Genomic DNA, 25,518 nt, shown 5'->3' with positions numbered 1-25,518 from the left:
TCCTGCAACGCAGGAGCCGGCTTTTTGCATAAGCCCGAACGGCAACGGATTAAAACCAACTTAAAACCCCGGGTCAAAGTATAGCTTGAAAACACTTCTTCTTTCAACCAACCGTTTTTCGCATGGCTACCGAAACTTTACTGCACTGGCTTTACGTGGGCTCCATGGTGGGCGGCGCGCTGCTGTTCTGGGCGTGGAGCCGCAACCCCAAAGGCGTACCACAGTACGAATACAGCATTGCCATGATGATTCCGATCTGGTCGGCCCTGGCGTACATGGGCATGGCGCTGGGCCAGGGCAAGACCGAGGTGGCTGGTCAGATCACACACTATGCCCGCTACGCCGACTGGGTGGTGAGCACGCCGCTGCTGCTGCTGGCGCTGGCATTCACGGCCATGTTCTACGTGCCCAAAGACGAGCGCAGCAAAACCCTGCTGTTTGGCCTGGTGGCGGCCGATGTGGTGATGATAGTCTGCGGGCTGTTTGCCGACTTGTCCGAATCGAGCACGGCGCGGCTGCTGTGGTTTCTCTGCGGCGTGGGTGCTTTTCTGGCCGTGTTGTCCATACTGTGGGGGCCGTTGCGCCGCATTGCCGAAAACAGCGACGCGGAACTGGGCAGCATCTACATAAAGCTGGTGGGCTTCCTGACCATTCTCTGGATCAGCTACCCCACCATCTGGGCGCTGGGGCCGTCGGGCTTGCGCGTGTTCGGGCAAACCACCGAGACGCTGCTGTTCGTGGTAGTGCCGTTCTTCTCTAAAGTCGGCTTTAGCATCCTGGATTTGTACTTCCTGCGCGACCTGGCCCCGCGCAAGCCCCCCTTGCACCACGCGCCGGCTTAACCCGAAGCTCAGCCTAAGACCACGGATTGACGCGGGTTTTTCGGATTTCACGGATTTTGTGGACGATTAAAAGCAAAGAGGCTTGCCAACCGGCGAGCCTCTTTGCTTTGTTTCTGGACAGATATCTCCTGAACAGGCGTTGTGAATTAGGGCCATCCACAAAATCCGTAAAATCCGAAAAATCCGCGTCAATCCGTGGTCTTAGTCGACCGGCAATTCCCGGACGCGGGTGGTCTGCAGGCGGGTGGCCAGCTGGCGGGCCAGGAGCTTGGCTTCCTCGGCCTTTGATCCGGCAAAGCACTCTTCCACGGTTGAGAAAAACAAGCTCAGCCAATGGTCAATGTGCGGGCCGCTGGTAGGCAGGGCTAGTAGGGCCGGTACTGGTTCGCCTTCCTCCAGCTGCTTACCCAGGAGCGTGGTGCTCCAGTAGCGGTACTGGGACGTGAGATACTGCGGCCAGTGAATGCGGGCGGCGGCACCGTAGCGCGGGCCCAGCAGCGTGTCGTTGGTGGCCTTGTGGCACAGGGCATCAACCAGCGTTTTGATATCGCCTTCCGTCTTGATATCAGCCAGGGTAGCAGAGGTCTTCATGGGTAGGAGCGGAGAGAGTGGGGAGTTTCAATACGCAGCGAATTTACGCAGGTTTACTCATTTCGCTAATATAGCATAGTTAGCTACATAACCATAGCCGTAATTTTTAGAGCGAATTCCAGAACTTGGTACGGGAACAAGTGTAGGGGCGGGGCTTGCCCCCGCCCGCCGTCAGCACAACAATCGTTCAACGATGGGCGGGGGCAAGCCCCGCCCCTACCCGTTCTACTGTACCCTATCCTGGAATTTGCTCTAAGATTTATCTTCTTCGGCTAGCCGGTCGGATATGCAGTGTTTTCCTCCGCCCTAAAGAACAGACAGCGCCGGGCGTGGGCTCAGCCGGGGCTCGAACAGGGTGGCTATGCTCAGGGCCCGGGCTTTAGCCTCTACCGTCCTGGTGCCGCTGAAGTGCTCATCTACCGGCTGGTAAAACAGCTGGAGCCAGCGCTGAAAGTGGGCCACCCCCACGGGCAGAGGAATGTGTTTGGGAAATGGTTGGCCCTTACAGCGGCTGGTGCCCGGCAGCACGCTGCTCCGGAAATCGTACATGGCGGGCAGGTGGCTGGCCCCGTTGACGTGGGCGAAGCCGTTGAAAACCGGCCCCGACAGGGCATCCTGCTGCACGTGGTCGTAAAACGAATCGACGAGCAGGCGGATATGGTTTTCGGTGGTCAGGTCGGGCAGCAGGGCTTGGGGGAACAGGGCAGGAGGTATTACACCAGACGCTTCGCGGCGGCGGGTTGTTCCGCCTGCGGCAGCCCGGGCTTCTTCGCCCCGCCCATTACCACCAGCACCACGGCCACGATAATCAGCGCCGCCCCGCCCAGCATGGGGGGGCTGAGCGCTTCGCCGGCCAGGGCCCAGCCCAGCAGTACCGCCACCACCGGATTGACGAAGGAGTTGGTACCCGCCAACGCGGGCTCCACAACCCGCAAAAGCCAGATGTAGGCCGAAAAGGCCACAATGGAGCCCAGCGTGATCAGGTAGACGTAGGCCAGCCACGACTTGGTGGTCACGGCGGCCAGCTCGAAGCCGGTCGCTTCACCACGCAGGCCGCCCACCACCAGCATCAGCAGCCCGCCGCACATCATCTGCATACCGCCGGCCAGGAAAGGAGAGGAAGCGGACTGGTGCTTCTTGGCGTAAAGCGACCCAACGGCCCACATGACCGCCGCCGACAGCACCAGGATAATGCCCCGGGTTTCGTGGCCGGGCAGCGCTACGTGGCTGGTGCCGCGGGTGCTGGCCACCAGGTACACGCCCACCATGCCCACCACCAGCCCGATAGCCACCGGCAGCGTGGGCCGGCCCGAAATGCCGCTCAGCCAGCCCAGCAGAACCAGAAACATGGGCACCGTGGTAACGAGCAGCGCGGTGAGGCCGGTGGGAATGTACTGCTCGCCCAGCGTCACGCCGCCGTTGCCGAAGGTGAGCAGGCAGAGGCCGATGAGCAGCGCCGGGCCCCAGCTGCGGCGCGTGGGGGTCGGCTCGCCCCGCAGGCGCATGAAGCCGTAGAGCAGGGCCCCGGCCAGAAAATAGCGGGAGCCGGCCATCAGCAGGGGCGGCATGCTGTCGATGGCGAAGCGGATGCCTAAGTAGGTGGAGCCCCAGATGATGTAGACGATGGCAAAGGCCCCGATGATGGCCGCCCGGCTGGGGGCAGGAGAAGGTTGAAGCATGACTGCGTACGGATGGAAGCATAAAACTACGCCAAACCCCGGCGGCGGGCTCCCCGGGGCTGGCAGCGCCGGGTTGCCGCCCGACAAAGCGGTAGCGCGCCAGCCGGTTCAGAGCACTTACACAACTGCCCCGTCGGGGCGGAGTCTGTAGTTACCTTTACCGCTCCCTCTTCCCGATACTGATGCGCCTTCGTATTCCCCTGCTGGCCACGTTGGCCCTGTTTTTTCTGCCTCTGCTGACCAGCGCCCAGCTGATGCGGTCCAAAGCCCGGTTCACCCGCGCCGATTCGCTGCGCGGGGCCCTCACCCCGCTGCGAACCTGCTACGACATCAAGTATTATCATCTCGATGTGAAGCTCGACATCGACCAGCGGGCCCTGAGCGGGTCCAACCTGTTTCGCTTCCGCGCCACCCAGGATTTCAGCCGGCTCCAGTTCGATCTGTTTGCCAACCTGGCGGTGGAGAAAGTGGTGTATAAGGGTCAGGATCTGAAGTTCACCCGCGAGGCCAACGCCGTGTTCGTGACCTTCCCCCAGCCCATCAGGGCGGGCAGTACCGACGAGTTCACCGTATTCTACTCCGGCCAGCCCACGGTGGCGGAAAAGGCGCCCTGGGACGGTGGCCTCGTGTTCACCAAGGATTCCAACGGCAAGCCCTGGGTGGCCACGGCCTGCCAGGGCGTGGGCGCCAGCATCTGGTGGCCCACCAAAGACCATCAGTCCGACGAGGTCGACAGCATGCTCATCAGCATCACGGTGCCTAAGGGACTGAAGGACGTGTCGAACGGGCGGCTGCGCAAAGTCACGCCGCTCAAGGACGGCACCACCCGCTTCGACTGGGCCGTGCGCAACCCCATCAACAACTACGACGTGGCCATGAACGTGGGCGACTACACCCATTTCGGCGACTCCTACGCCGGGGAAAAGGGCAAGCTAAGCCTCGACTATTGGGTGCTGACGGAAAACCTGGCCAAGGCCAAAACGCAGTTCGGGGCCAACGTGAAGCCTATGCTGAAGTCGTTTGAGCACTGGTTCGGGCCCTACCCGTTCTATGAGGACGGCTATAAGCTGGTGGATGCGCCCCACCTGGGCATGGAGCACCAGAGCGCCGTAGCCTACGGAAACAAGTACCTCAGCGGCTACCTCGGCCACGACCGGTCGGCGACGGGCTGGGGCCTGAAGTGGGACTTCATCATCATCCACGAAAGCGGCCACGAGTGGTTCGGCAACAACATCACGAGCAAGGATATTGCCGACATGTGGATCCACGAAAGCTTCACCACTTACTCGGAGGCCCTGTTTACGGAAAGCCAGTTCGGGAAGCGGGCCGGGCAGGAATACCTCCACGGCCAGCGCCGCAACATCCAGAACGACGGCCCCATCATCGGGGCCTACGGGGTGAATAAGGAAGGCTCGGGCGACATGTACGACAAGGGCAGCAACATGCTCAACATGGTGCGCACCATCATTGCCGACGACGAGAAGTGGCGGCAGATTCTGCGCGGCCTGGGCCAGACGTTCTACCACCAGACCGTAACCACCGACCAGATCGTGGGCTACCTCAACCAGCAGAGCGGCCAGAACCTGACCCCGGTCTTCGACCAGTACCTGCGCTACCGCAGTCTGCCGGTGCTGGAGCTGCGCCAGGAAAAAGGCCAGCTGCTGGGGCGCTGGGTCGCCGAGGCCGCCAACTTCACCATTCCCCTCCGGATGCGGGTGCGCGGCTCGGAGTATAAGCTGGTGCCGCTGACCACCAAATTCCAGCCCATCGAGCTGACCGGGGCCACGAAGGACAACATCGATATCGACACCTTCAACTACTACATCGGCGTGCTGGTCGATTAAGACGCGCTTACCGGTTCACCGTCAGCCCGGGCCAGTCGTCGGTGCGGAACGGGGAGGCGGGGAGGTCCTCGGTGTTGTACAGGTTGGGGAAGGGGCTGTTGCCCCAGGCGTAGCGCACCGCCACGGGCGTGGCTACCTGGTCGCTATAGAGCACCAGCTCCTGGCCTTCCAGCCGGCCCTGGGCCCAGACGAATTTGCGGTCGGCCCCGGCCAGGGCAAAGCCACGCAGGTAAGGGCCCGTCGCATCTTTCAGCACCAGCCCGCCGCCCGTCTGGGAAAAGCGCAGCCGGACGGTATTGCCCTGCACCCGCATATCCTGCAGCAGCGGCCCCGAGTGCACCACGCCCGAATCCTGGTAGGCCACGCGGCGGGCAGCCAGCGCCAGCCGCTCACCCACCGGCTGCTTGTTGCGCGGGTGAATGTCGTTCGGGTCACCCAGGTCGAGGGCGACGGCCATACCCGTATGGGGCACGGCCAGGGTGCGCAGCTGGGCTTCGCGAAGCTCGGCCCATTCGTAGTCGGCGGGCTGGGCCTGGTCGGGCATGAAGCCGGCGAGCTGCACGAAGAGAAACGGCAGGTCGCCCTGGCCCCAGCGGGTGCGCCAGTCCTGAATCAGGGCCGGAAACAGGGTGCGGTACTGGTATGCCCTAGGCGCGTTGTTTTCGCCCTGATACCAGATAATGCCTTTCAGCGCGTAGGGCAGCAGGGGCGCAATCATGGCATTGTAGATGGCGGCAGGCTCGGCCTGCGCGCCGTTCGGAAACGGACTTTGCGGTACGCCCGCCGGGTCATACGCCGGCTGATACTGCCACTCCCCGGCCAGGGAGAGACGGCGGGTGGCCGTGGTCAGCTGCACGCTGTCGGGCCCGCCCACAAAGCCGCCTTCTCCTCCGGTATCCAGCACCCGCACGGTAATTACGTTGCGGCCCGGCTGTAGCAGCCCGGCCGGCACCACGTAGTGCCGGTGCCGGTCGGGCCCGGCCGTCTGGCCTACCAGCTGCCCATTCACCCAGGTGCTGTCCTGATCATCGATCCTGCCCAGCGAAAGCCCCGCGGGCTGGCGGGCCTCTTCCGGCGTCAGCCCCACTTCCCGGCGAAACCACACCGGCCCGTCGAACGACCGCAGCGGCGAGTTAACTTCCCAGGCCCCGGGCACGGGCATCGTGGCCCAGGTCGGGGGGTGGAAGGTCGTATCGGCCCAGGTGCGGCCGTCGGGTAGGCGGCCCTGGTCGCGGCTGGCCGGACTGCCGCGCCAGGCTTGCCGGCGGGCAGCATAGTCGTCCAGCCGCTCGTTGATGCGGTTGGGCTGCTGCTCCAGCTGAAGGGCTTTTTCCTGGTAGCCGGGCAGGGTCCGCAGGGCGGCCGGGCTCACCCAGCTTTCGGCGTCGGTACCGCCCCATACCGCGCTGATCAGCCCGATGGGAACCTGGTACTGCCGGTGCAGGCGGCGGCCGAAGAAATAGGCGACGGCGGAAAAGCTGCCCACGGTTTGGGGGCTGCACTCCTGCCACCCGGCGCTCTTAAACCCGGCCCGGGGGGAGGAGGCCGTGGCTTTCGCCACCGTGAGCAGCCGGATGCGGGGGTAGGTGGCCGCCGCTATTTCCGGCCGGAAATCCAGCACGTCCCCTTGCAGGGGCCACTCCATGTTCGACTGGCCCGCCGCCAGCCACACGTCGCCGACCAGAATGTTGCGCAGCCGGATGGTGTTGCGGCCTTTCACGGTCAGGCCGTAAGGCCCGCCCGCGGGCAGCGGGGGCAGCGTGATGCGCCAGCGGCCCGTAGCGTCCGTCGCCGGCGCCCGGTAGGTCCGGCCCTGGAAGCTGATCCGGACCCGTTCGCCGGGGGCGGCCCAACCCCAGATCGGGAGAGGGGTGTCGCGCTGGAGCACCATGTTGTCGCCCACCAGCCGGGGCAGGCGTACCGTAGCCCGGGTCAGGGTAGCCATAAGCAGCAACGTCGCCAGCAGGATGCCTCTGATGCTGGTAGAAATCATAGCGGGAACTGAAAAGGACACAATAGCAGCGCCCGGGGAGGACCAGGCGGCCTAACGCAGACGCGGCAAAAATAGCGCACTCCTCCGCAAGGACGAAACCTTTCGGCGGCCGGAAGGCAGCACGGAGCGGTACCGCAACGTACTGCCGGGGAAAGATGCCGGCCTGACTGCCGCGAATAGCTCGCGGAAAGCCGCTTACCTTAGTAGCCCAACCCAACCCAAAAAACCGCATGAGCAGCATTACTATCCGCAGCCTGAAAGAGCTGGAGCAGTACGAAGGCCAGGAGCTGGGCGTGTCCGGCTACCACACCATCACCCAGGAGCAGATCAACCACTTTGCCGACGCTACCCTCGACCACCAGTGGATTCACCTCGACGCCGAGCGGGTTAAAACGGAGTCGCCCTTCGGCGCGACCATTGCCCACGGCTACCTTACGGTGGCGCTGCTGCCCTACCTCTGGAATCAGATTGTGCAGATCGAGAACCTGAAGATGCAGGTGAACTACGAAATCGAGAGTCTGCGCTTCAACCAGGCCGTGCTGGTGAATGGCGAGGTGCGCCTGCGGGCCCGACTGCTGACGGTGAAAGATCTGCGCGGCATTGCCAAAGCCCGGATTGAGGTGGCCCTGGAAATCAAAGACGGGAAGAAGCCGGCCTATACCGGCATCATCACCTTCCTCTACCACTTTCTGTAGCTTCCCGTGTAGTGGCGGGGTTCTGGCCGGGGTCCGTGGATATCGGCGAGGAATACAATTAAGCACAAAGGGCAGGATCTGGTGGTCTTGCCCTTTTTTTGTGGCTAACAAGCGTTAGTTCGTGTTTTTGCCGGCGGGTACCGGCGGTCGGTTCTGATGAGGTGCTGGATGAGGGTGGAATAATTATATCGGTAGCGTCGGCAGAAAGCCGGGGGCTATGCGCTATCTTACTAGTTCCGTTCGGCCCCGGGTCGACCCTAACTCCGCCTGTATGCTGCCGATACCGCCTGAAAACCTGCCGGGGCTCTACCGCCCCGAGTTTGAGCACGACGCCTGTGGCACGGGGTTTATTGCCTGCCTGAACGGCCGCCGCTCGCACCAGATCGTGAGGGATGCGCTGACCATGCTCGAAAACATGGAGCACCGCGGCGCCTGCGGCTGCGACGCTGATTCCGGCGACGGGGCGGGTCTGCTGCTCCAGCTGCCGCACTGGTTTTTACTCGAAGAATGCGCGGCCCGCGCCATTCGCCTGCCCGAGCCCGGTGGCTACGGAGTGGGCATGGTGTTTCTGCCCAAGCCAACGGCTCCCAAAGAAGCCTGCCGCCAGCTCATCAACGAGGCGGCGGCGCAGCTGCACCTGACGGTGCTGGGCTACCGGCCGGTGCCGGTGAACCCCGCGGGTATCGGCCCCACGGCCCTGGCTGCCGAGCCGGATATGGAGCAGGTGTTCGTGGCCCGGCCCGCCGGCCTGAGCACCGACGACGATTTTGAGCGCAAGCTCTACGTGCTGCGCCGCGCCATCACTAAGCTCGTGCTGGAAGCCAACCCCCAGGGTGGTGGGGACTTCTACTGCGCTTCCCTGTCCTGCCGGGTCATCGTCTACAAAGGCCAGCTGACTACCTACCAGGTGCGGGGCTACTTTCCCGACCTGTCGGACCCGCGGGTGACGTCGGCCTTCGGGATGGTGCATTCACGGTTTTCCACCAACACCTTCCCCAGCTGGAAGCTGGCCCAGCCCTTCCGGCTGCTGGCCCACAACGGCGAAATCAACACGCTGCGGGGCAACCTGAACTGGTTTTACGCCGGCCTGCGCAACTACGTATCGCCTTATTTCTCGGCGGCGGAAATGGAGCTGGTGCTGCCCGTCATCGACGCCAACCAGTCGGACTCGGCCTGCCTGGACAACATCGTGGAAATTCTGCTGCACTCGGGCCGCAGCCTGGCCCACGTGATGATGATGCTGGTGCCCGAAGCCTGGGACGGCAACACCGCAATGGACCCGCTCAAAAAGGCCTTCTACGAGTTTCACGCTACTTTTATGGCCCCCTGGGACGGCCCCGCGGCCCTGCTCTTCACCGATGGCCGCATGCTGGGCGCCATGCTGGACCGCAACGGCCTGCGCCCCCTGCGCTACGCCGTGACCGACGACGGCCGGGTGCTGGTAGCCTCCGAGGCCGGCGTCCTAAACATCGCGCCCGAAACCATCGGGCAGAAGGGCCGCCTGCAGCCGGGCAAGATGCTGCTGGTCGATACCGTGGCCGGCCGCATGATCAGTGATGAAGAGCTTAAGGCACAGGCCGCCGCCCAACAGCCCTACGGCCAGTGGCTCGACGAGTATCAGATCCGGCTGGAAGAGCTGCCCGAGCCCCGCCAGGTGTTCACCGATCTGGAGGCCGATGCCGTGTTCAGGTACCACCAGGTATTCGGCTACACCCGCGAGGACATCGACACCATCCTCACCCCCATGGCCGTGGAAGGCAAGGAGCCGATCGGGTCGATGGGCGTGGACGTGCCGCTGGCCGTGCTCAGTGACCAGCCCCAGCACCTGAGCAGCTACTTCAAGCAGTTCTTCGCCCAGGTTACCAACCCGCCCATCGACCCGATCCGGGAGCGGCTGGTGATGAGCCTGGCCACCTTTCTGGGCAACAACGGCAACATCCTCGACGAGGACAAGATGCACTGCCACTGCGTGGCGCTGCGCCAGCCGGCCCTGAGCAACCACGAGCTGGAAAAGCTGCGCAGCATCGACACGGGCCTGTTCAACGCCAAGACGCTGCAGACCTACTTCAAGGCCGATGAGAAGCCCGGCTCCCTGCAAAACGGCCTCGAACGCCTCTGCCGCTACGCCGAGGATGCGGTAAACGACGGCTTCGAGGTGCTGATTCTGTCCGACCGCGCCCTGGACTCGGCCCACGCGCCCATTCCTTCCCTGCTGGCCGTGTCGGCGGTGCACCACCACCTGATCCGGCTGGGCTACCGCGGCTCGGTGGGGCTGGTGGTGGAGGCCGGCGACGTGTGGGAGGTGCACCACTTCGCCTGCCTGCTGGCCTTCGGGGCCACGGCCATCAACCCCTACCTGGCCCTGTCCACGCTGCGTACCATGCGCGAGGCCGGACAGTTCGGGCCGGGTCTGGACTACCCGCAGCTTTCCCACAACTACCTCAAAGCCGTGTGCGACGGGCTGCTGAAGATCTTCTCCAAAATGGGCATTTCGACGCTGCAGTCGTATCATGGCGCGCAGGTGTTTGAGATTCTGGGTATCAACCAGCAGGTGGTGGATGCCTACTTCACCGGGGCCGTGACCCGCATCGGCGGGCTGGGGCTCGATGAAATTGCCCGCGAAACCCTCTACAAGCATTTTCAGGGCTTCAAAACCACTTCACCCGAGGAGCAGCTTCTGCTGCCCGACGGCGGCGTGTACCAGTGGCGGCGCCGGGGCGAGGCCCACATGTTCAACCCCGAAACCGTCCACCTGCTCCAGCACGCCACCCGCACCGGCAGCTACGCCACCTACCAGCGCTACGCCCGGCTGGTGAATGAGCAGCCCGAGCGAATGTTCACCCTGCGCGGCCTGCTCGACTTTGCGAAGCACCGCGCCGCCATCCGCCTCGCCGAGGTGGAGCCCGCCGAGGGCATTATGAAGCGCTTCGCCACCGGGGCCATGTCGTTCGGCTCCATCTCGCACGAGGCCCACAGTACCCTGGCCATTGCCATGAACCGCATCGGCGGCAAAAGCAACACCGGCGAAGGCGGCGAGGATCCCATGCGCTACGAGCGGCTGCCCAACGGCGACTCCATGCGCTCGGCCATCAAGCAGGTGGCCTCGGCCCGCTTCGGCGTCACGGCCCACTACCTCACCAACGCCGACGAGCTGCAGATTAAGATGGCCCAGGGCGCCAAGCCCGGCGAGGGCGGCCAGCTGCCCGGCCATAAGGTGGACGAGTGGATTGCCCGGGTGCGCCACGCCACGCCCGGCGTGGGGCTGATTTCGCCCCCGCCCCACCACGACATCTACTCCATCGAGGACCTGGCCCAGCTGATCTTCGATCTGAAAAACGCCAATCGTGCCGCCCGCATCAGCGTGAAGCTGGTGAGCAAGGCCGGCGTGGGCACCATTGCCGCCGGTGTCGCCAAGGCCCACGCCGACGTGATTCTGATTGCCGGCTACGACGGCGGCACCGGGGCCTCGCCCATCAGCTCCATCCGCCACGCCGGCCTGCCCTGGGAGCTGGGGCTGGCCGAAGCCCACCAGACGCTGGTGCGCAACCAGCTCCGCAGCCGCGTGGTGCTCCAGGCCGACGGCCAGCTCAAAACCGGGCGCGACCTGGCCGTGGCAGCCCTGCTGGGGGCCGAAGAATGGGGGGTGGCCACCGCCGCGCTGGTGGCCGGGGGCTGCGTGATGATGCGCAAGTGCCACCTCAACACCTGCCCCGTGGGCGTAGCCACCCAGGACCCCGAGCTGCGCAAACTCTTCAGCGGGCAGCCTGAGCACATCGTCAACCTGTTCCGCTTCCTGGCCGAGGAGCTGCGCGAAATCATGGCCGGACTAGGCTTCCGCACGGTAAATGAGATGGTGGGTCGCCCCGAGTTCCTCAAGGTGCGCGACAACCTCACCCACTGGAAAGCCCGCCACCTCGACCTGTCCGCTATTCTGCACCCCGCCGTCAATAGCTCCGGCGGCACGCTCTACCACAGTGAGCAGCAGGACCACGGCCTGGCCGGCATCCTCGACTGGCAGCTGCTCGACCACGCCCGCCCGGCCCTGGAGGAACGGATTCCGGTTTTTGCTGAGTTTGAAGTGCGCAATACCGACCGCACCATCGGCACGCTGCTCTCAAACGAAATTGCCAAGCGCTACCATGCCGCCGGCCTGCCCGAGAATACGATCAACTACCGCTTCCGCGGCTCGGCGGGGCAGAGCTTCGGGGCCTTCAGCGTCAGGGGTTTGTCGTTTGCCCTGGAAGGCGAGGCCAACGACTACGTGGGCAAGGGCCTGAGCGGGGCGCAGCTGGCCATCTTCCCTTCCGCGGCAGCCCGGTTCCTGCCCGAAAACAACATCATCATCGGCAATGTGGCGCTGTACGGGGCTACCTCCGGGGCGCTGTTCGTGCGCGGGCAGGCCGGCGAGCGGTTTGCCGTGCGCAACTCCGGGGCCACGGCCGTGGTGGAAGGCGTGGGGGACCACGGCTGCGAGTACATGACGGGCGGCCGCGCCCTGATTCTGGGCCGCACCGGCCGCAACTTCGCCGCCGGCATGAGCGGCGGCCTGGCCTGGATCTATGACCCCGACGGTACTTTCCCCGCCCACTGCAACCCCGAAATGGTGGAGCTGGAGCCGTTGGAGCCCGACGACGAAACCGAAATCCGGGTCCTGCTGCATAAGCACGTCCAGCTTACCGGCAGCCGGCTGGCCGCCCACCTGCTGGAAAGCTGGAGCGAGGTAGCCGGGCATTTTGTGAAAGTCTTCCCATCTGAATACAAGAAGGTGCTGCACAAGGCGCGCTACGCCACGGTGGGGTAGGAAGCAGCGGCAAACACGAGAAAAAAGAACGTCATGCTGGGCGCAGCAAAGCGGAGCCGAAGCATCTCTGCCGCAATGGTAATCCGATGCGGTTGCAACGAAGCGATAGAGATGCTTCGACAAGCTCAGCATGACAATACCAATCCAACGTCAGCCCCGTGAGAGGACCCGGCTTCGCTCAGCATGACAACCAAGCAACATCAGCAATGCCGAGACGCGAAGGGTCGCGATTTCTCTACAATCGTTCAGGACAACCCATTACCGACCATGGCCAACCCCACCGGTTTCAAGGAATTCTCCCGCCAGCTGCCGCCCAGGGCCGCGCCGCCGGAGCGTATTGCCCACAACCAGGAGTTCGTTGGGACCTATTCCGATGACCAGCTTACCCAGCAGGCGGCGCGGTGCATGGACTGTGGTATTCCGTTCTGCCACGCGGGCTGTCCGCTGGGCAACATCATCCCCGAGTTCAACAACGCGGTGCACCAGCAGGACTGGCAGGAGGCCTACCGGATTCTGAGCGCCACCAACAACTTCCCCGAGTTCACCGGCCGCATCTGCCCCGCGCCCTGCGAGGCGGCCTGCGTGCTGAGCATTCACAGCGCTCCGGTGGCCATTGAGGAAATTGAGAAGCACATCATCGAAATTGCCTTTGCCCGGGGCTACGTGCAGCCCACGGCGCCGGTGCTGAAGTCGGGCCGCACGGTGGCCGTGGTGGGCTCGGGGCCGGCCGGGTTAGCCGCCGCCGCCCAGCTGGCCCGGGCCGGGCACTCCGTCACGGTGTTTGAGCGCGACGACCGGCCCGGGGGCCTGCTCCGCTACGGTATCCCCGATTTCAAGCTCGATAAGTGGGTGGTAGACCGCCGGATCCGGCTACTTGAAGCCGACGGCATCGTGTTCCGCTGCAACACTGAAGTGGGGAAAGACCTGCCCGCCGCCGAGCTGCTGCGCGACTTCGACGCGGTAGTGCTGGCCGGCGGCGCCTCCGTGCCCCGCGACCTGCGCCTGCCCGGCCGGGAGCTGGCCGGCATCCACTTCGCCATGGACTACCTCACCCAGCACAACCGCCGCGTGAGCCGCCTGGAAATCGACGGCGCGCCCCTTCTGGCCACCGGGCAGCAGGTCGTGGTTATCGGCAGCGGCGACACGGGTTCCGACTGCGTGGGCACGGCCAACCGCCAGCAGGCCCGGTCCGTCACCCAGTTTGCCCTGATGCACCAGCCCGGGGCCGAGCGGCCCGCGCACACGCCCTGGCCCGCCGAGCCCCACATTTTCCGCAGCTCCACCTCCCACGAGGAAGGCTGCCAGCGCTACTGGGGCATCAACACCAAAGCCTTCCTCAGTGACGAAACGGGGCACGTGCGGGCCCTGCTGGTCACCGACGTGAGCTGGGAAACCGACGTGCTGGGCCGCCGCCTGCGCTTCCAGGAAATTGAGGGCTCCGCGCGCGAAATCCCCTGCCGGCAGGTGCTGCTGGCCCTGGGCTTCACCTCCCCGCGTTACGAAGGCTTGCTGGAGCAGCTCGGCGTGCGGCTGGACGAGCGCGGCAACGTGCAGGCTTCCGACAAGTCTTTTTCCACGAACCGGCCCAACGTTTTTGTGGCCGGCGACATGCGCCGGGGCCAGTCGCTGGTGGTCTGGGCCATTTCCGAAGGCCGCGAAGCGGCCCGCCAGGTAGATGTATTTCTGACCGGCAAAACGGCGCTGCCAAGTAAGGATGCCGTGGGCGTGTTTGCCCGGGCGTGAGTAGCTGCTGGCGCCAGTTGTCAATCACGTCTGTCATCCTGAGCTTGCGAAGGACCTTCCTCTTCGTGCTCTGTAAACCCTTTTCAATGCCCAAAACCCTTTATTGATCCATAGAGCGGTTTCATGAACGGTGTAGAAACGCGTATTCGCGTCTCGTCGTTGAACGACAAGCGGGGCTGCGGCGCGTGCGATGAGACGCGAATACGTGATTTCTACGGGCCAGATACATCGTTCGAAAAACCGCTATAATAGTGCGCTTTGTGCATTGAATGAGCTTCGCAGAGAATGAGGCTGTTTAGGGTTTCGAAAAAGCTGTCATCCTGAGCGGAGCGAAGGACCTTATCACGTCCGTACCGCTTGGAATTAGGCCAAAATGAGCCGTCGTGATAAGGTCCTTCGCAAGCGGACGCCAGATGAGGATGACAAACGACGAAAAAACCGAAACCCTAAACAGGTTCAATAAAGAGGAAGGTCCTTCGCAAGCTCCGGATGCCCGTTAGTTTGGCAACGACGCCACGCGAGATGCCTCGGCAAGCTCGGCATGACGTGCTGCTAACCTGTTTGCCGCCATTTCAACCCTCCCGGCAGAAATCTGCTTTACCCGAAGGGTTCCGGGCTCCTGAGCCTTACCTTTGCCCTGCTGATTTCCACCGAATTCACCCCCTTATGAATCAATACGACGTTACCGTCATCGGCTCCGGTCCGGGCGGCTATGTGGCGGCTATCCGCTGCGCCCAGCTGGGCCTCAAAACCGCTCTCATCGAGAAGTACGACACGCTCGGCGGCACCTGCCTCAACGTGGGCTGCATTCCCAGCAAGGCCCTGCTCGACTCCTCCGAGCACTACCACAACGCTCATTCGGTGTTCAGGGAGCACGGCATCGACCTGGAAAACCTGCGGGTGAACATGCCCCAGATGATTGACCGCAAAACGGGCGTGGTGAAGGCCAACGTGGACGGCATCGTTTACCTGATGAAGAAGAACAAAATCGACGTGCTGCAAGGCCTCGGCTCGTTCGTGGACAAAACGCACATCAGCATCGCGCCCACGGCCGGCGGCGAGGCGCAGACCATCGAAACCAAGAACGTCATCATCGCCACCGGCTCCAAGCCCACGGTGCTGCCGTTCATCGCCCAGGACAAGGAGCGCATCATCACCAGCACCGAGGCCCTGAACATCCGCGAGGTGCCCGGCCGCATGGTGGTGGTGGGCGGCGGCGTCATCGGCCTGGAGCTGGCCTCGGTCTATGCCCGCCTGGGCACCAGGGTGAGCATCGTCGAGTTCACCGACAGCCTCATCCCGACCATGGACCGCGGCCTGGGCAAGGAGCTCAAGCGCGTGCTGGGTAAAATCGGCATCGAGTTTTTCATGAGCCACAAGGTCACCGGCGCCACCCGCGAGGGCGACCTCGTGACCGTGACCGCGACCAATCCGAAAGGGGAGGAGGTGAAATTCGAAGGCGACTACTGCCTGGTGGCCGTGGGCCGCTCGCCCTACACCGCCGGCCTCAACCTCGAAGCCGCCGGCATCGAGATGGAAGAGCGCGGCCGCATCAGGGTCGATGAGCACCTGCAGACCAACGTGCCTGGCATCTACGCCATCGGCGACGTGGTGCGCGGCGCCATGCTGGCCCACAAGGCCGAAGAAGAAGGCGTGTTCGTGGCCGAAACCATCGTGGGCCAGAAGCCGCACATCAACTACCTGCTCATCCCCGGCGTGGTGTACACCTGGCCCGAAGTGGCGGGTGTGGGCTACACCGAAGAGCAGCTTAAGGAGCAGGGCAAGGCCTACAAAATCGGCAGCTTTCCCTTCAAAGCCAGCGGCCGGGCCCGCGCCAGCGGCGACACCGACGGCTTCGTAAAAGTGCTGGCCGACAAAGTGACCGACGAAATCCTGGGCGTCCACATGATTGGCCCGCGCATTGCCGACCTCATCGCCGAAGCCGTGACCGCCATGGAGTTCCGCGCCTCCGCCGAGGACGTGGCCCGCATGAGCCACTCGCACCCCACCTACGCCGAGGCCATGAAAGAAGCGTGTCTGGCCGCGACGGAGAACCGGGCGATTCATATGTAGAAAGGCAGCAGCTGACGACAGAAGAACGTCATGCTGAGCTTACCGAAGCATCTCTACTGCTTCGTTGAAAACCAATCAAAAAGCGGCGGCAGCTTCTCGGAGCTACCGCCGCTTTTTTGTAGCTTGGGGCTATGACACAGGAAGAACACGTTCGCCATTGGGTAGATACCTCCGCCCACAACTGGGAAGGTGCGCAAACGCTGGTGGCAACCAGCCTTCGGCCGGCACTGGTGTTTGCCCACTGGACGCTTGAAAAGCTGAGCAAGGCCCTGTGGGTGCAGCAACACGCCAACGCCATGCCGCCCGCCACCGATGACGTGACGGTTTTACTGGCGGCTACTTCTTTCACCCTGAATACCGCGCAAACAACCTTTGCGCACCAGTTGAAAGCCTATCACGATGATGTGCTAGAGCCCGACCCCACGCACCCGCTCCCCATTCCCGACCTGCAAACGCTGAATACGCAAGCTGATGCGATGCGCAGGTAGTTGCTTGAAGCAATTGGGAATTGATAGGTAATCCCGCCCTGCGGCAGAAACGAAAGAGGCTGAAGCTACGGGAGCTTCAGCCTCTTTTACATTTGTTAAAGCAGGTTGAAACTATGCAGGCGTTGTAAAAATATTGAAAAATCATGTAGTGCTTTCAAGTCCTCTGTCGGTATACCGTCAGGGTCGAAATGCATAACGTCATTTCTTATTCTGCGAGTCTGGTCAACTTTGTCGCAAAATATTTTTCTAGAAATAGAAAGACCAAGCATACTCCACCGGGTGCAATTCAAATCTTCGCTTGGCTGCTTTTGAGTAGTTGGGTGACGAGGTCGAACTTGCGGCTTTTGTAGGCTACGCGTAGCCGTAGCAGATGGTCGCAGCCGTGGTTGGCCCAGCGCTGGCCGGAGCGTTTCATGCGTACTTGCAGCACACTTCGGTGGGCGGCCTCAATCGGGCCGCTGCCGATGAGCAGGCCGTCGGCCTGATAGGAGCCATAGCACATGCGGTAGTGATTGGCCCGCAGGTAGCTCCCCAGGCACTGCCGGTCCGCCGCGGGTAGCTGCCGCAGCCCGGCCACGTGGGCTTCGACCCGTTCGCTCTCGTCGCAAAGCAGGTGCTGCTGTTGCCGGGCCAGCCAAGTGTTGCCTTGCGGCAGTTGGCGGGCCACGGCGGCCAGTTTCTCGACCACGTGGTAGTAGTCGAGGATGTGGGTGGCGTCAGGGTAACTGGTAGAGAGCCACTGACCAATCCAGGCAGCCCCGTCCGTGATAAAGACCTTTCGCACCGGGCTGTCGGGCGGCAACAGCCGCTCAAAGTGGGGCGTAAAACCGCTATAATGGCCTCGATGGGCCACGTATTCAGAAGCATGTGGCCCGGCGGGTCCGTCGGCGGGTCCGTCGGCGAACACGCGGCCGAGTTTAGTTTCCTGCCACCCCTGGTCGGTGAAGAGCATACTGCCGTCCACCATCCCATAAACCAGGCCCGGGGCCTGCGCTTGCTGGGCCGCCAGCGCGGGGGAGGGCGTACTCAGGTGCTGCTCGTCGAGCGCATCGGCGATGCGCTGGCACTGCCGGTACGCCTGGCTCTGGTTGACGCGCCGGCCCAGCAACTGCTCGACCAACTCGGGCACCTGGCCAAAAACGGTCAACGTGCTGAGCAGGGCCAACTTCTCCTGCAGGTAGGGGCTGGTGCGGCTGCCGAGCACGGGCCGGCTGAAGGCGTGGCTAACGGCTACTTCAATCTTGCCGTAGCGGCTGCGGATACCGTTTTTTTTCGCTTGTCAGCCGGCACCGGCCCGACCGTCTGCTCCAGCACCTGCCGGCCCAATCCGGTCTAGACCTGGTCAAATTCTTTCTCAAACGTGTAGAAGTCGGCGTGGCGCTCTAAGGCGCAGAGCGCTTCGAAACGCGTTTCAGCCAGGGCTAGGTAGTCCGCTTTGGTCATCATCACAAGGGGGGCAATGGTCTCCTTCAAAGATAGCAGCCCCAAGCGAAGTTTTGAATTACACCCCATCCGGAGTTCCAAAGTTCCAAACAGTGTTTACTGCAAAGTAACTGTCAACGGACATACCGGTTTCGTATCTAAGGCGCTTCTAATGCGACGGCCTTAATTCGTCACTTACATCGCCTTATACTCGTTCCAGCTCTTAATCTTCAAATCCTTCATCTCCAGCGTGCAAAACGCCTTAATAAACGCCTTTGCCAGCCGCGCATTCGTCAGCAAGGGCACGCCGGAATCCACGGCGGTGCGGCGGATTTTGTAGTCGTTATCCAGCTCGCCTTTTGACAGGTTTTTGGGGATATTAATTACTAAATCGATTTTCTTCTCCTTCAGGTACGTCAGCACGTTGGGCTCCTGCAGGTCGTCGGGCCAGAAGAGGAGGCTGCTGGGGATGCTATTTTCGGCGAAGAAGCGGTGGGTGCCCTGGGTGGCGTAAATCTGGTAGCCGCGCTTCACCAGCAGCCCGGTGGCGGAGAGCAGCGCCACTTTCGATAGGATGGGGCCGCCGGAAATGAGCACCGTTTTCTCGGGGATTTTGTAGCCCACGCTCAGCATCGATTTCAGCAGGGCCTCCTCGGCGGTGTCGCCCAGGCAGCCTACTTCGCCGGTGCTCACCATGTCGACGCGCAGCACCGGGTCGGCGCCGGGCAGGCGGGTGAAGGAGAACTGCGGGGCCTTCACGCCCACGAAGGGCAGGTCGTAGATTCGCTCGCTTTCGTCGCGCTTTACTTCCTTGCCCAGTAGCACCTGGGTAGCCTTTTTGATGAGGTTGTTGCCCGAGATTTTCGATACGAAGGGGTAGCTGCGCGAGGCCCGCAGGTTGCACTCAATCACGCTGATGGCCCCGTTTTTTTCCAGAAACTGAATGTTGAACGGGCCGCTGATTTCGTAGCGGCGGGCCACCTTCTCGGCAATGATTTTGAGCTTGCGGATGGTGCCCACGTACACCCGCTGGGGCGGGTAGTACATGGTGGCGTCGCCGGAGTGCACGCCGGCAAACTCGACGTGCTCGGAAATGGCGTAGCTCACGATTTCGCCCTTGTCGGCCACCGCGTCCAGCTCAATTTCCTTGGCTTCCTGCATGAATTCGGATACCACCACCGGGTATTCGGCGCTCACTTCCCTGGCGGCTTTCAGGAATTCTTCCAGCTCGAAGGCGTTGGACACCACGTTCATGGCCGCGCCCGACAGCACGTAGCTCGGCCGGATGAGCACCGGGTAGCCCACTTCCCGCACGAACCCGTGCATGGCCTCCAGCGAGGTCAGCTCCTTCCAGCGCGGCTGGGCAATGCCCAGCTCGTCCATGATGCGGCTGAACTTGTGGCGGTTTTCGGCCTCGTCGATGTGCGCCGCCGTGGTGCCCAGAATGGGCGCGTGGGCTTCTTCGAGGCGCATGGCTAAGTTGTTGGGAATCTGGCCGCCGGTGCTCAGGATCACGCCGCCGGGCTGCTCGAAATCCAGAATATCCATCACCCGCTCGAAGCTCAGCTCCTCGAAGTAGAGCCGGTCGCTCACGTCGTAGTCGGTCGAAACGGTTTCGGGGTTGTAGTTGATGAGGATGGTTTTGTAGCCCTCCTCGGCGGCCGTTTGCACGGCCTGTACGCCGCACCAGTCGAACTCGACCGACGAGCCGATGCGGTACACGCCCGAGCCCAGCACCACGATGGACTTCGCGGTTTCGCGGGCCAGGTCGTTTTCGGTGCCGTGGTAGGTGGTGTAGAGGTAGTTGGTTTTGGCCGGGAATTCGGCGGCCAGCGTGTCAATCTGCTTCACCACGGGCAGCACGCCCAGGGCCTTGCGACGGGCACGCACCAGCAGCTCGTCGGCCTTCACATCAGATTCGCCCAGCAGCTGCACGGCAATCTGCTGGTCCGAGAAACCAGCTTTCTTGACCTCGCGCAACAGCTTGGTTTCCAGCGAATCGAGGCCGGCGGCGCGGCCGGCGGCCAGCTGCTGGCCCAGCTCAAAAATATTGAACAGGCGCTGCAAAAACCAGTGGTCGATGCGCGTGAGCTGGTGCACCTGTTCCAGCGAGTAGCCGGCCTCGAAGGCGTTGTTGATGGCGAAGATGCGTTCCTCGTTCGGCTCGCTCAGGAGCTTATCAATCGTGTCTTTTTCGATGTTTTCGGGCCGGTTGGCTACGAAACCGCGCTTGCCGGTATCGAGCATCCGCAGGCCCTTCTGAATGGCTTCCTCGAACGTTTTTCCGATGGCCATCACCTCGCCCACGCTCTTCATGGCCGAGCCAATCTGGCGGTTCACGCCCGAGAATTTGCCCAGGTCCCAGCGCGGCAGCTTCACCACCACGTAGTCGAGGGCGGGCTCGAAAAAGGCCGAGGTGGTCTGCGTGACGCTGTTTTTCAGCTCGGCCAGCGAGTAGCCCAGGCTCAGCTTAGCGGCCACGAAGGCCAGCGGGTAGCCCGTCGCCTTCGAGGCCAGCGCCGACGAGCGCGAGAGGCGGGCATTCACCTCAATCACGCGGTAATCTTCGGAATGCGGGTCGAGGGCGTACTGAATGTTGCACTCGCCGATGATGCCCAGGTGCCGGATGGTTTTGATGCCGATGGTGCGCAGCTTGTGGTACTCGCGGTTGCTCAAGGTCTGCGACGGGGCCACCACAATGCTCTCGCCGGTGTGGATGCCGATGGGGTCGAAGTTCTCCATGTTGCAGACCGTGATGCAGTTATCGAACTCGTCGCGCACCACTTCGTACTCCACTTCCTTCCAGCCCTTCAGCGATTCTTCCACCAGAATCTGGTCCGAAGTCGTGAAAGCCTGCCGGGCCAGAGCCTGCAATTCGTCCATATTATTGGCGAAGCCGCTGCCCAGTCCGCCCAGCGCGAAGGCGGCCCGCACGATGATGGGGAAGCCGATGGTTTCGCCGGCGGCCAGGGCGGCGGCCATCGTGGTGCAGGCCACGCTGCGGGCTGAGAGCACGCCAATCTGCTCGAGCTTGACCTTGAAAATCTCCCGGTCCTCGGTGTCGATGATGCTCTGCACGGGCGTGCCCAGCACGCGCACGCCGTACTGCTCGAACACGCCGGCCCGGTACAGGGCCACGGCGCAGTTCAGGGCCGTCTGGCCGCCAAAGGCCACCAGAATGCCATCGGGCCGCTCTTTTTTGATGACTTCCTCCACGAAGTAGGGCGTCACGGGCAGGAAGTACACGTCGTCGGCCATGCCGTCGGAGGTCTGCACCGTGGCAATGTTGGGGTTGATGAGGATGGTGCGGATGCCTTCCTCCTTCAGCGCCTTGAGGGCCTGCGAGCCGGAATAATCGAACTCCCCGGCCTCGCCAATTTTCAGCGCGCCGGAACCGAGGATGAGTACTTTGTTGGGTTTGTTCATTCTAAAAAAAGAGAGCAGAGCATTAATTATTTAAAATAATCTCTTGCCGAACTCAGATAAAAAGCAAAAAATTAGCGGTTACCCAAGGTTTCTGGTTTACCGTCTCGCAAATGAGCAATGCTATCTATAACGCAGCGTCCATTTTCACCCTTAGTGTAAAGCAAGTAGCCAACATTATCATTATTAGCTGTTGGTGGCAATTCATACACCACACCATTGTTTTTTAGCGGAGAACTATGTGGTTTTAAATTTGAAATATTTGCTTTATCATAAAGCTCCATCATCCAGAAAATTTCGTCAGCTTCAAAGCCTTCTGCTTCACCATCTTCCATATGCGCGGCATTTAATGCCTTACCACGCCGCTCCAGCGATGCTTTTTTCTCTTGCAAGTAGCTGACGGAGAAATAACCTGACTTCTTAAGCGACTCAATGTATCGGTCGATACTTGGCTCGTTTATCTGAATGTACTTCGTCGGACTCCTATCATCAGGGCCGAGCTTTGCTAGGAAAGCTGAATCTGTATTTGCCGAAACAGGGAATTTAAACGAAACGGACTTTATATCGGTACCAGGGTGCTCGTAATCAGTTTGAATTAGATACCAATTCAAAAAAGCTTTTATCCGCTCACTACAAGCATCTGGTTGCTTTGTCACACTAGCAACGGGATTTTTTACGAATGTTGAATCCGATACTGAGGCTGCGGACTTTGCAGCTCTATCGTTGCCGCAACTGCCTGCTAGAACGCCCAACAAACAAATTGAAAGTGATTTAGCAGATTTCATAAAAGTGCCAAAATGAATATTATGCAGAATGAGCTTGTCCCGCTTTATACGCCACCACCGCTTTCAAAAAATCATCAAACAGAAACTCGGTGTCCTCCGGCCCGCCAGCGGCTTCGGGGTGGAACTGAGTGGAGAAAAACGGCTTGGACGTGTGCTTGATGCCTTCGCAGGTGCCGTCGTTCAGGTTCTCGAACAGCATCTGCCACTCGGCGGGGAGCGTTTCGGTATCCACCGCGAAGCCGTGGTTCTGGCTGGTGATGTAGCAGCGCTGGGTGCCGGTGAGCTTCACGGGCTGGTTGTGGCTGCGGTGGCCGTATTTCAGCTTAAAGGTGTCGCCGCCCGCCGCCAGGCCCATGAGCTGGCTGCCCAGGCAGATGCCGAAAATGGGCTTGTCCTGGGCCAGGGCTTTTTGCAGGTGCCGGATGGTGGCTTCGCACATTTTGGGGTCGCCGGGGCCGTTGCTTAGGAACAGGCCGTCGTAGTCGAGGGTCGTGAAATCGTAGTCCCAGGGCACGCGAATCAGCTCCACGTCGCGGGTCAGGAAGCAGCGGATGATATTGGTTTTGGTGCCGCAGTCCACGAGCACGATTTTGTGCTGGCCGCTGCCGTAGTGCTGGATGCCGGCCGGGCTCACCTGCGCCACCAGGTTGTCGAGGTTGGGGTCGTAGAAGGGCACGTCGGTTTCGGCCACGATTTTGCCCAGCATCGCGCCGTTCTCGCGCAGCTTCTTGGTGAGCATGCGGGTATCGACGCCGCAGATGCCGGGGATGTTGTACTCCTTCAGCCAGTCGCCGAGGCTTTTGGCGGCGTTCCAGTGGCTGTGCTCCCCGGAGTAGTAGTTCACCACCAGCCCGGCAATGTGGATTTTATCGGACTCGAAGATCCGGGAAATCGACTCGTACAGCGCTTCGCCGGGCACGCCGTAGTTGCCCACCATGGGGGTGGTGAGCACCAGAATCTGGCCGGCGAAGGACGGGTCGGTGAGGTTTTCGGGGTAGCCCGTCATGGCCGTGCTGAACACGACCTCACCGGCGGCGGAGGTGAAGGCGCCGAAGGATTCGCCCGAGATGGCGGTACCGTCTTCGAGGGTTAAGGTTACTGGTTGGGTCATGTTTTGGTGGCACACCTAGAAATGATGAATGAAACCTGTTTAGGAAGCAGGTAGAACGTCATGCTGAGCTTGTCGAAGCATCTCTACCGCTTCGTTGCAGTAGTAATTCAACGAAGCGGTAGAGATGCTTCGACAAGCTCAGCATGACCGTTCAATGTGAATTTTTGCTCACGCAAACAGCTTCCTATATAAAGTCCAGCCCCGGCAAGCCGAGCAGACCAGCGGCCCGCCGCGCCACGGTTTTGACACTGGCGACGTCCGGGCCGGTGATGGTCAGGTGGCCCATCTTGCGGCCTGGGCGCGCGGGCGACTTACCGTACAGGTGCAGGTGCGTGCCCGGCAGGCTCAGCACGGCGGGCCAGTCCGGCTCCCGCGGTTGACCGCTGACGTCAAACCACCCATCGCCCAGCAGGTTGAGCATGATGGCCGGGGAATGCTGGCGCGGCGGCGGCAAGGGCAAGCCCGCCATAGCGTGGACCTGCAGGTCAAACTGCGACACGTCGCAGGCGTCCAGGGTGTAGTGGCCGCTGTTGTGCGGGCGCGGGGCCATCTCGTTTACCACCAGGCCGCCGTGCTCGCTGCCGTCGTCCACCACGAAAAACTCGACGCACAGCACCCCGATATAGCCGAGATGCTGCGCGATGGAAACAGTGGCGTCGCGGGCCCTGGTTGCCAGGGCGGGCGGCATATTTCCTTCGTAAGCGTGGGTCACGGCCAAAATGCCCTCGACGTGCACGTTGCGCTGCGGCGCGAAGCTGACGACCCGCCCGTCCCAGCCGCGCGCCACCAGCACCGAGCACTCGGCAGTTAGCGGCAGCAGCTTTTCCAGCACGCAGGCGGCACCGCCCAACTCCGCCCAGGCGGCAGCCAGCTCAACGGCGGTCCTGACGCGGACCTGGCCCTTGCCGTCGTAGCCCAGGCGCGCGGTTTTCAGGATGCCGGGCAGCAAATCAGCCCGGTCGGCCTGCACGACCTGTAGCTGGGCCAGCGTTTCAATCACCGCATAGGGCCCGCAGCTCACCCCCGACCCGTCAGCGCAGGCCGCGAAGTGGGCTTTTTCCGCGATGCGGTCTTGGGCAATGCCCACCACGGCCGCGCCCGGCGCCACGGGTCGGGTCCGCGCCAGCGCTTGCAGGGCCTGGGCGGGCACGTTTTCAAACTCGGTGGTGATGGCCTGGCACAGGTGGGCCAGCTGCGCCAGCCCGGCCGGGTCGTGGTAGTCGGTCTGGATGTGGTGGTGACTCACCCGCCCGGCCGGGCTTTGCGCGTCCGGGTCCAGCACGGCGGTGAAGTAACCCAGGCGCTGGGCGGCGTGCACAAACATCCGGCCCAGCTGGCCGCCCCCCATCACCCCCAGGGTGGCCGGCTGGCCCGCGGCGTCCTCACTGCCCGGGAAAACCGGGGTCATCGCGGCAACGGGAATACCGGCGCTCATAGCGGCAGCGTCATAGCGCGGGCGGCTTCGGTTTGTTCGGCGCGAAACGCCAGCAGCCTGGTAGCCAGGTCCGCGTCGTGCAGGGCCAGCATGCTGACCGCGAACAGCGCGGCATTAGCCGCCCCGGCATTGCCAATGGCAAACGTGGCCACGGGCACCCCTTTGGGCATTTGCACGATGCTGTGCAGCGAGTCCACCCCCTGCAAATGGCGACTGGCCACCGGCACCCCAAGCACGGGTAGCGTGGTTTTGGCGGCCATCATGCCCGGCAGGTGGGCGGCCCCACCCGCGCCGGCGATGATGGCCTGCAAGCCGCGCGGGCCGGCTTGTTCGGCGTAGGCAAACAAGTCGTCGGGCATGCGGTGGGCCGACACCACGCGCGCTTCATGGGCCACGCCAAAGTGCGTGAGCATCTGCACGGCATGCTGCATGGTGTCCCAGTCGCTGCTGGAGCCCATGACCACGCCAACCAGTGGCTGGCCCGGGGCGGCGCTGGGGGTTTCTGATGTAGAAATAGTGTTCATCGGAGTTATTTGGTTGTCATGCTGAGCGAAGGCGCAGCTGTAGTCGAAGCATCTCTACCTCACGTTTGC

At 62.4% G+C, this 25,518-nt stretch carries 17 protein-coding genes; 7 read left to right on the top strand and 10 right to left on the bottom strand.

Going from position 1 to position 25,518, the window contains the following annotated elements; translation table 11 throughout:
- Positions 1–122: 122 nt before the first annotated feature.
- Entirely contained in the window at positions 123–842 is a 720-nt protein-coding gene (locus tag ABD833_RS03185) for a bacteriorhodopsin (RefSeq protein WP_345070937.1), read from the top strand.
- 201 nt (positions 843–1,043) lie between these two features.
- Here the strand turns inward: ABD833_RS03185 and ABD833_RS03180 are convergent, their stop codons facing one another.
- The 3 genes from ABD833_RS03180 to ABD833_RS03170 all read right to left on the bottom strand — a co-directional run bounded on the left by ABD833_RS03180 (position 1,044) and on the right by ABD833_RS03170 (position 3,112).
- Complete coding sequence (locus tag ABD833_RS03180) at positions 1,044–1,433, bottom strand: group III truncated hemoglobin (protein WP_345070935.1); 390 nt, start codon at positions 1,431–1,433, stop codon at positions 1,044–1,046.
- A gap of 306 nt (positions 1,434–1,739) precedes the next feature.
- On the bottom strand, positions 1,740–2,090 hold the full coding sequence (locus tag ABD833_RS03175; RefSeq protein WP_345071022.1) for a group III truncated hemoglobin: 351 nt from the start codon (positions 2,088–2,090) through the stop codon (positions 1,740–1,742).
- A gap of 56 nt (positions 2,091–2,146) precedes the next feature.
- Positions 2,147–3,112 carry an EamA family transporter gene (locus ABD833_RS03170; protein ID WP_345070933.1) on the bottom strand — a complete coding sequence of 322 codons (966 nt, stop codon included), beginning with the start codon at positions 3,110–3,112 and terminating at the stop codon, positions 2,147–2,149.
- A 182-nt stretch (positions 3,113–3,294) separates the two neighbouring features.
- On the opposite strand from ABD833_RS03170, the gene ABD833_RS03165 reads away from it, so the two are divergent.
- Entirely contained in the window at positions 3,295–4,956 is a 1,662-nt protein-coding gene (locus ABD833_RS03165) for a M1 family metallopeptidase (protein ID WP_345070931.1), read from the top strand.
- 7 nt (positions 4,957–4,963) lie between these two features.
- Here the strand turns inward: ABD833_RS03165 and ABD833_RS03160 are convergent, their stop codons facing one another.
- Positions 4,964–6,949, bottom strand: coding sequence for a sialate O-acetylesterase (locus ABD833_RS03160; RefSeq protein WP_345070929.1), 1,986 nt, complete (start codon positions 6,947–6,949; stop codon positions 4,964–4,966).
- 230 nt (positions 6,950–7,179) lie between these two features.
- Here ABD833_RS03160 and ABD833_RS03155 point away from each other — a divergent pair, with 230 nt between their 5' ends.
- The 5 genes from ABD833_RS03155 (at position 7,180) to ABD833_RS03135 (ending at position 16,749) form a co-directional block, all read left to right on the top strand.
- Positions 7,180–7,644, top strand: a complete 465-nt coding sequence (locus ABD833_RS03155; protein ID WP_345070927.1) for a MaoC family dehydratase — start codon at positions 7,180–7,182, stop codon at positions 7,642–7,644.
- A 271-nt stretch (positions 7,645–7,915) separates the two neighbouring features.
- Positions 7,916–12,445, top strand: a complete 4,530-nt coding sequence (gene gltB / locus ABD833_RS03150; protein ID WP_345070925.1) for a glutamate synthase large subunit — start codon at positions 7,916–7,918, stop codon at positions 12,443–12,445.
- Positions 12,446–12,712: 267 nt separating this feature from the next.
- A complete protein-coding gene (locus tag ABD833_RS03145; RefSeq protein ID WP_345070924.1) occupies positions 12,713–14,188 on the top strand; it encodes a glutamate synthase subunit beta in 1,476 nt (491 codons plus the stop codon).
- 666 nt (positions 14,189–14,854) lie between these two features.
- A complete protein-coding gene (gene lpdA / locus ABD833_RS03140) occupies positions 14,855–16,261 on the top strand; it encodes a dihydrolipoyl dehydrogenase (RefSeq protein WP_345070923.1) in 1,407 nt (468 codons plus the stop codon).
- Positions 16,262–16,392: 131 nt separating this feature from the next.
- Complete coding sequence (locus ABD833_RS03135) at positions 16,393–16,749, top strand: hypothetical protein (protein ID WP_345070921.1); 357 nt, start codon at positions 16,393–16,395, stop codon at positions 16,747–16,749.
- A 286-nt stretch (positions 16,750–17,035) separates the two neighbouring features.
- Here the strand turns inward: ABD833_RS03135 and ABD833_RS03130 are convergent, their stop codons facing one another.
- From ABD833_RS03130 to purE, 6 genes are all read right to left on the bottom strand, one after another.
- Positions 17,036–17,953, bottom strand: coding sequence for a hypothetical protein (locus ABD833_RS03130; RefSeq protein WP_345070920.1), 918 nt, complete (start codon positions 17,951–17,953; stop codon positions 17,036–17,038).
- Positions 17,954–18,366: 413 nt separating this feature from the next.
- On the bottom strand, positions 18,367–21,597 hold the full coding sequence (gene carB / locus ABD833_RS03125; protein ID WP_345070919.1) for a carbamoyl-phosphate synthase (glutamine-hydrolyzing) large subunit: 3,231 nt from the start codon (positions 21,595–21,597) through the stop codon (positions 18,367–18,369).
- A gap of 71 nt (positions 21,598–21,668) precedes the next feature.
- A complete protein-coding gene (locus tag ABD833_RS03120; protein ID WP_345070918.1) occupies positions 21,669–22,379 on the bottom strand; it encodes a hypothetical protein in 711 nt (236 codons plus the stop codon).
- Between the two features lie 19 nt (positions 22,380–22,398).
- Entirely contained in the window at positions 22,399–23,490 is a 1,092-nt protein-coding gene (gene carA / locus ABD833_RS03115; RefSeq protein ID WP_345070917.1) for a glutamine-hydrolyzing carbamoyl-phosphate synthase small subunit, read from the bottom strand.
- Positions 23,491–23,674: 184 nt separating this feature from the next.
- Positions 23,675–24,898, bottom strand: coding sequence for a 5-(carboxyamino)imidazole ribonucleotide synthase (locus ABD833_RS03110; protein WP_345070916.1), 1,224 nt, complete (start codon positions 24,896–24,898; stop codon positions 23,675–23,677).
- A gap of 23 nt (positions 24,899–24,921) precedes the next feature.
- Positions 24,922–25,449 (bottom strand): 5-(carboxyamino)imidazole ribonucleotide mutase, encoded by a 528-nt coding sequence (gene purE / locus ABD833_RS03105; RefSeq protein ID WP_345070915.1) that lies wholly within the window; start codon positions 25,447–25,449, stop codon positions 24,922–24,924.
- Between the last annotated feature and the right edge of the window lie 69 nt (positions 25,450–25,518).

The organism is Hymenobacter fastidiosus, assembly GCF_039539565.1.
GTDB lineage: Bacteria > Bacteroidota > Bacteroidia > Cytophagales > Hymenobacteraceae > Hymenobacter > Hymenobacter fastidiosus.
Note: the sequence above shows the minus strand (reverse complement) of the source record. Positions and strands in the feature narration are given on the sequence as shown.

Bases quoted from the DNA above. Each gene is read 5' to 3' on its own strand.
- ABD833_RS03110 (WP_345070916.1), bottom strand. From the start codon at position 24,898: ATGACCCCGGTTTTCCCGGGCAGTGAGGACGCCGCGGGCCAGCCGGCC.
- ABD833_RS03155 (WP_345070927.1), top strand. From the start codon at position 7,180: ATGAGCAGCATTACTATCCGCAGCCTGAAAGAGCTGGAGCAGTACGAA.
- ABD833_RS03160 (WP_345070929.1), bottom strand. From the start codon at position 6,949: ATGATTTCTACCAGCATCAGAGGCATCCTGCTGGCGACGTTGCTGCTT.
- carB (WP_345070919.1), bottom strand. From the start codon at position 21,597: ATGAACAAACCCAACAAAGTACTCATCCTCGGTTCCGGCGCGCTGAAA.
- ABD833_RS03165 (WP_345070931.1), top strand. From the start codon at position 3,295: ATGCGCCTTCGTATTCCCCTGCTGGCCACGTTGGCCCTGTTTTTTCTG.
- gltB (WP_345070925.1), top strand. From the start codon at position 7,916: ATGCTGCCGATACCGCCTGAAAACCTGCCGGGGCTCTACCGCCCCGAG.
- carA (WP_345070917.1), bottom strand. From the start codon at position 23,490: ATGACCCAACCAGTAACCTTAACCCTCGAAGACGGTACCGCCATCTCG.
- lpdA (WP_345070923.1), top strand. From the start codon at position 14,855: ATGAATCAATACGACGTTACCGTCATCGGCTCCGGTCCGGGCGGCTAT.
- ABD833_RS03120 (WP_345070918.1), bottom strand. From the start codon at position 22,379: ATGAAATCTGCTAAATCACTTTCAATTTGTTTGTTGGGCGTTCTAGCA.
- purE (WP_345070915.1), bottom strand. From the start codon at position 25,449: ATGAACACTATTTCTACATCAGAAACCCCCAGCGCCGCCCCGGGCCAG.
- ABD833_RS03180 (WP_345070935.1), bottom strand. From the start codon at position 1,433: ATGAAGACCTCTGCTACCCTGGCTGATATCAAGACGGAAGGCGATATC.
- ABD833_RS03145 (WP_345070924.1), top strand. From the start codon at position 12,713: ATGGCCAACCCCACCGGTTTCAAGGAATTCTCCCGCCAGCTGCCGCCC.
- ABD833_RS03170 (WP_345070933.1), bottom strand. From the start codon at position 3,112: ATGCTTCAACCTTCTCCTGCCCCCAGCCGGGCGGCCATCATCGGGGCC.
- ABD833_RS03185 (WP_345070937.1), top strand. From the start codon at position 123: ATGGCTACCGAAACTTTACTGCACTGGCTTTACGTGGGCTCCATGGTG.
- ABD833_RS03135 (WP_345070921.1), top strand. From the start codon at position 16,393: ATGACACAGGAAGAACACGTTCGCCATTGGGTAGATACCTCCGCCCAC.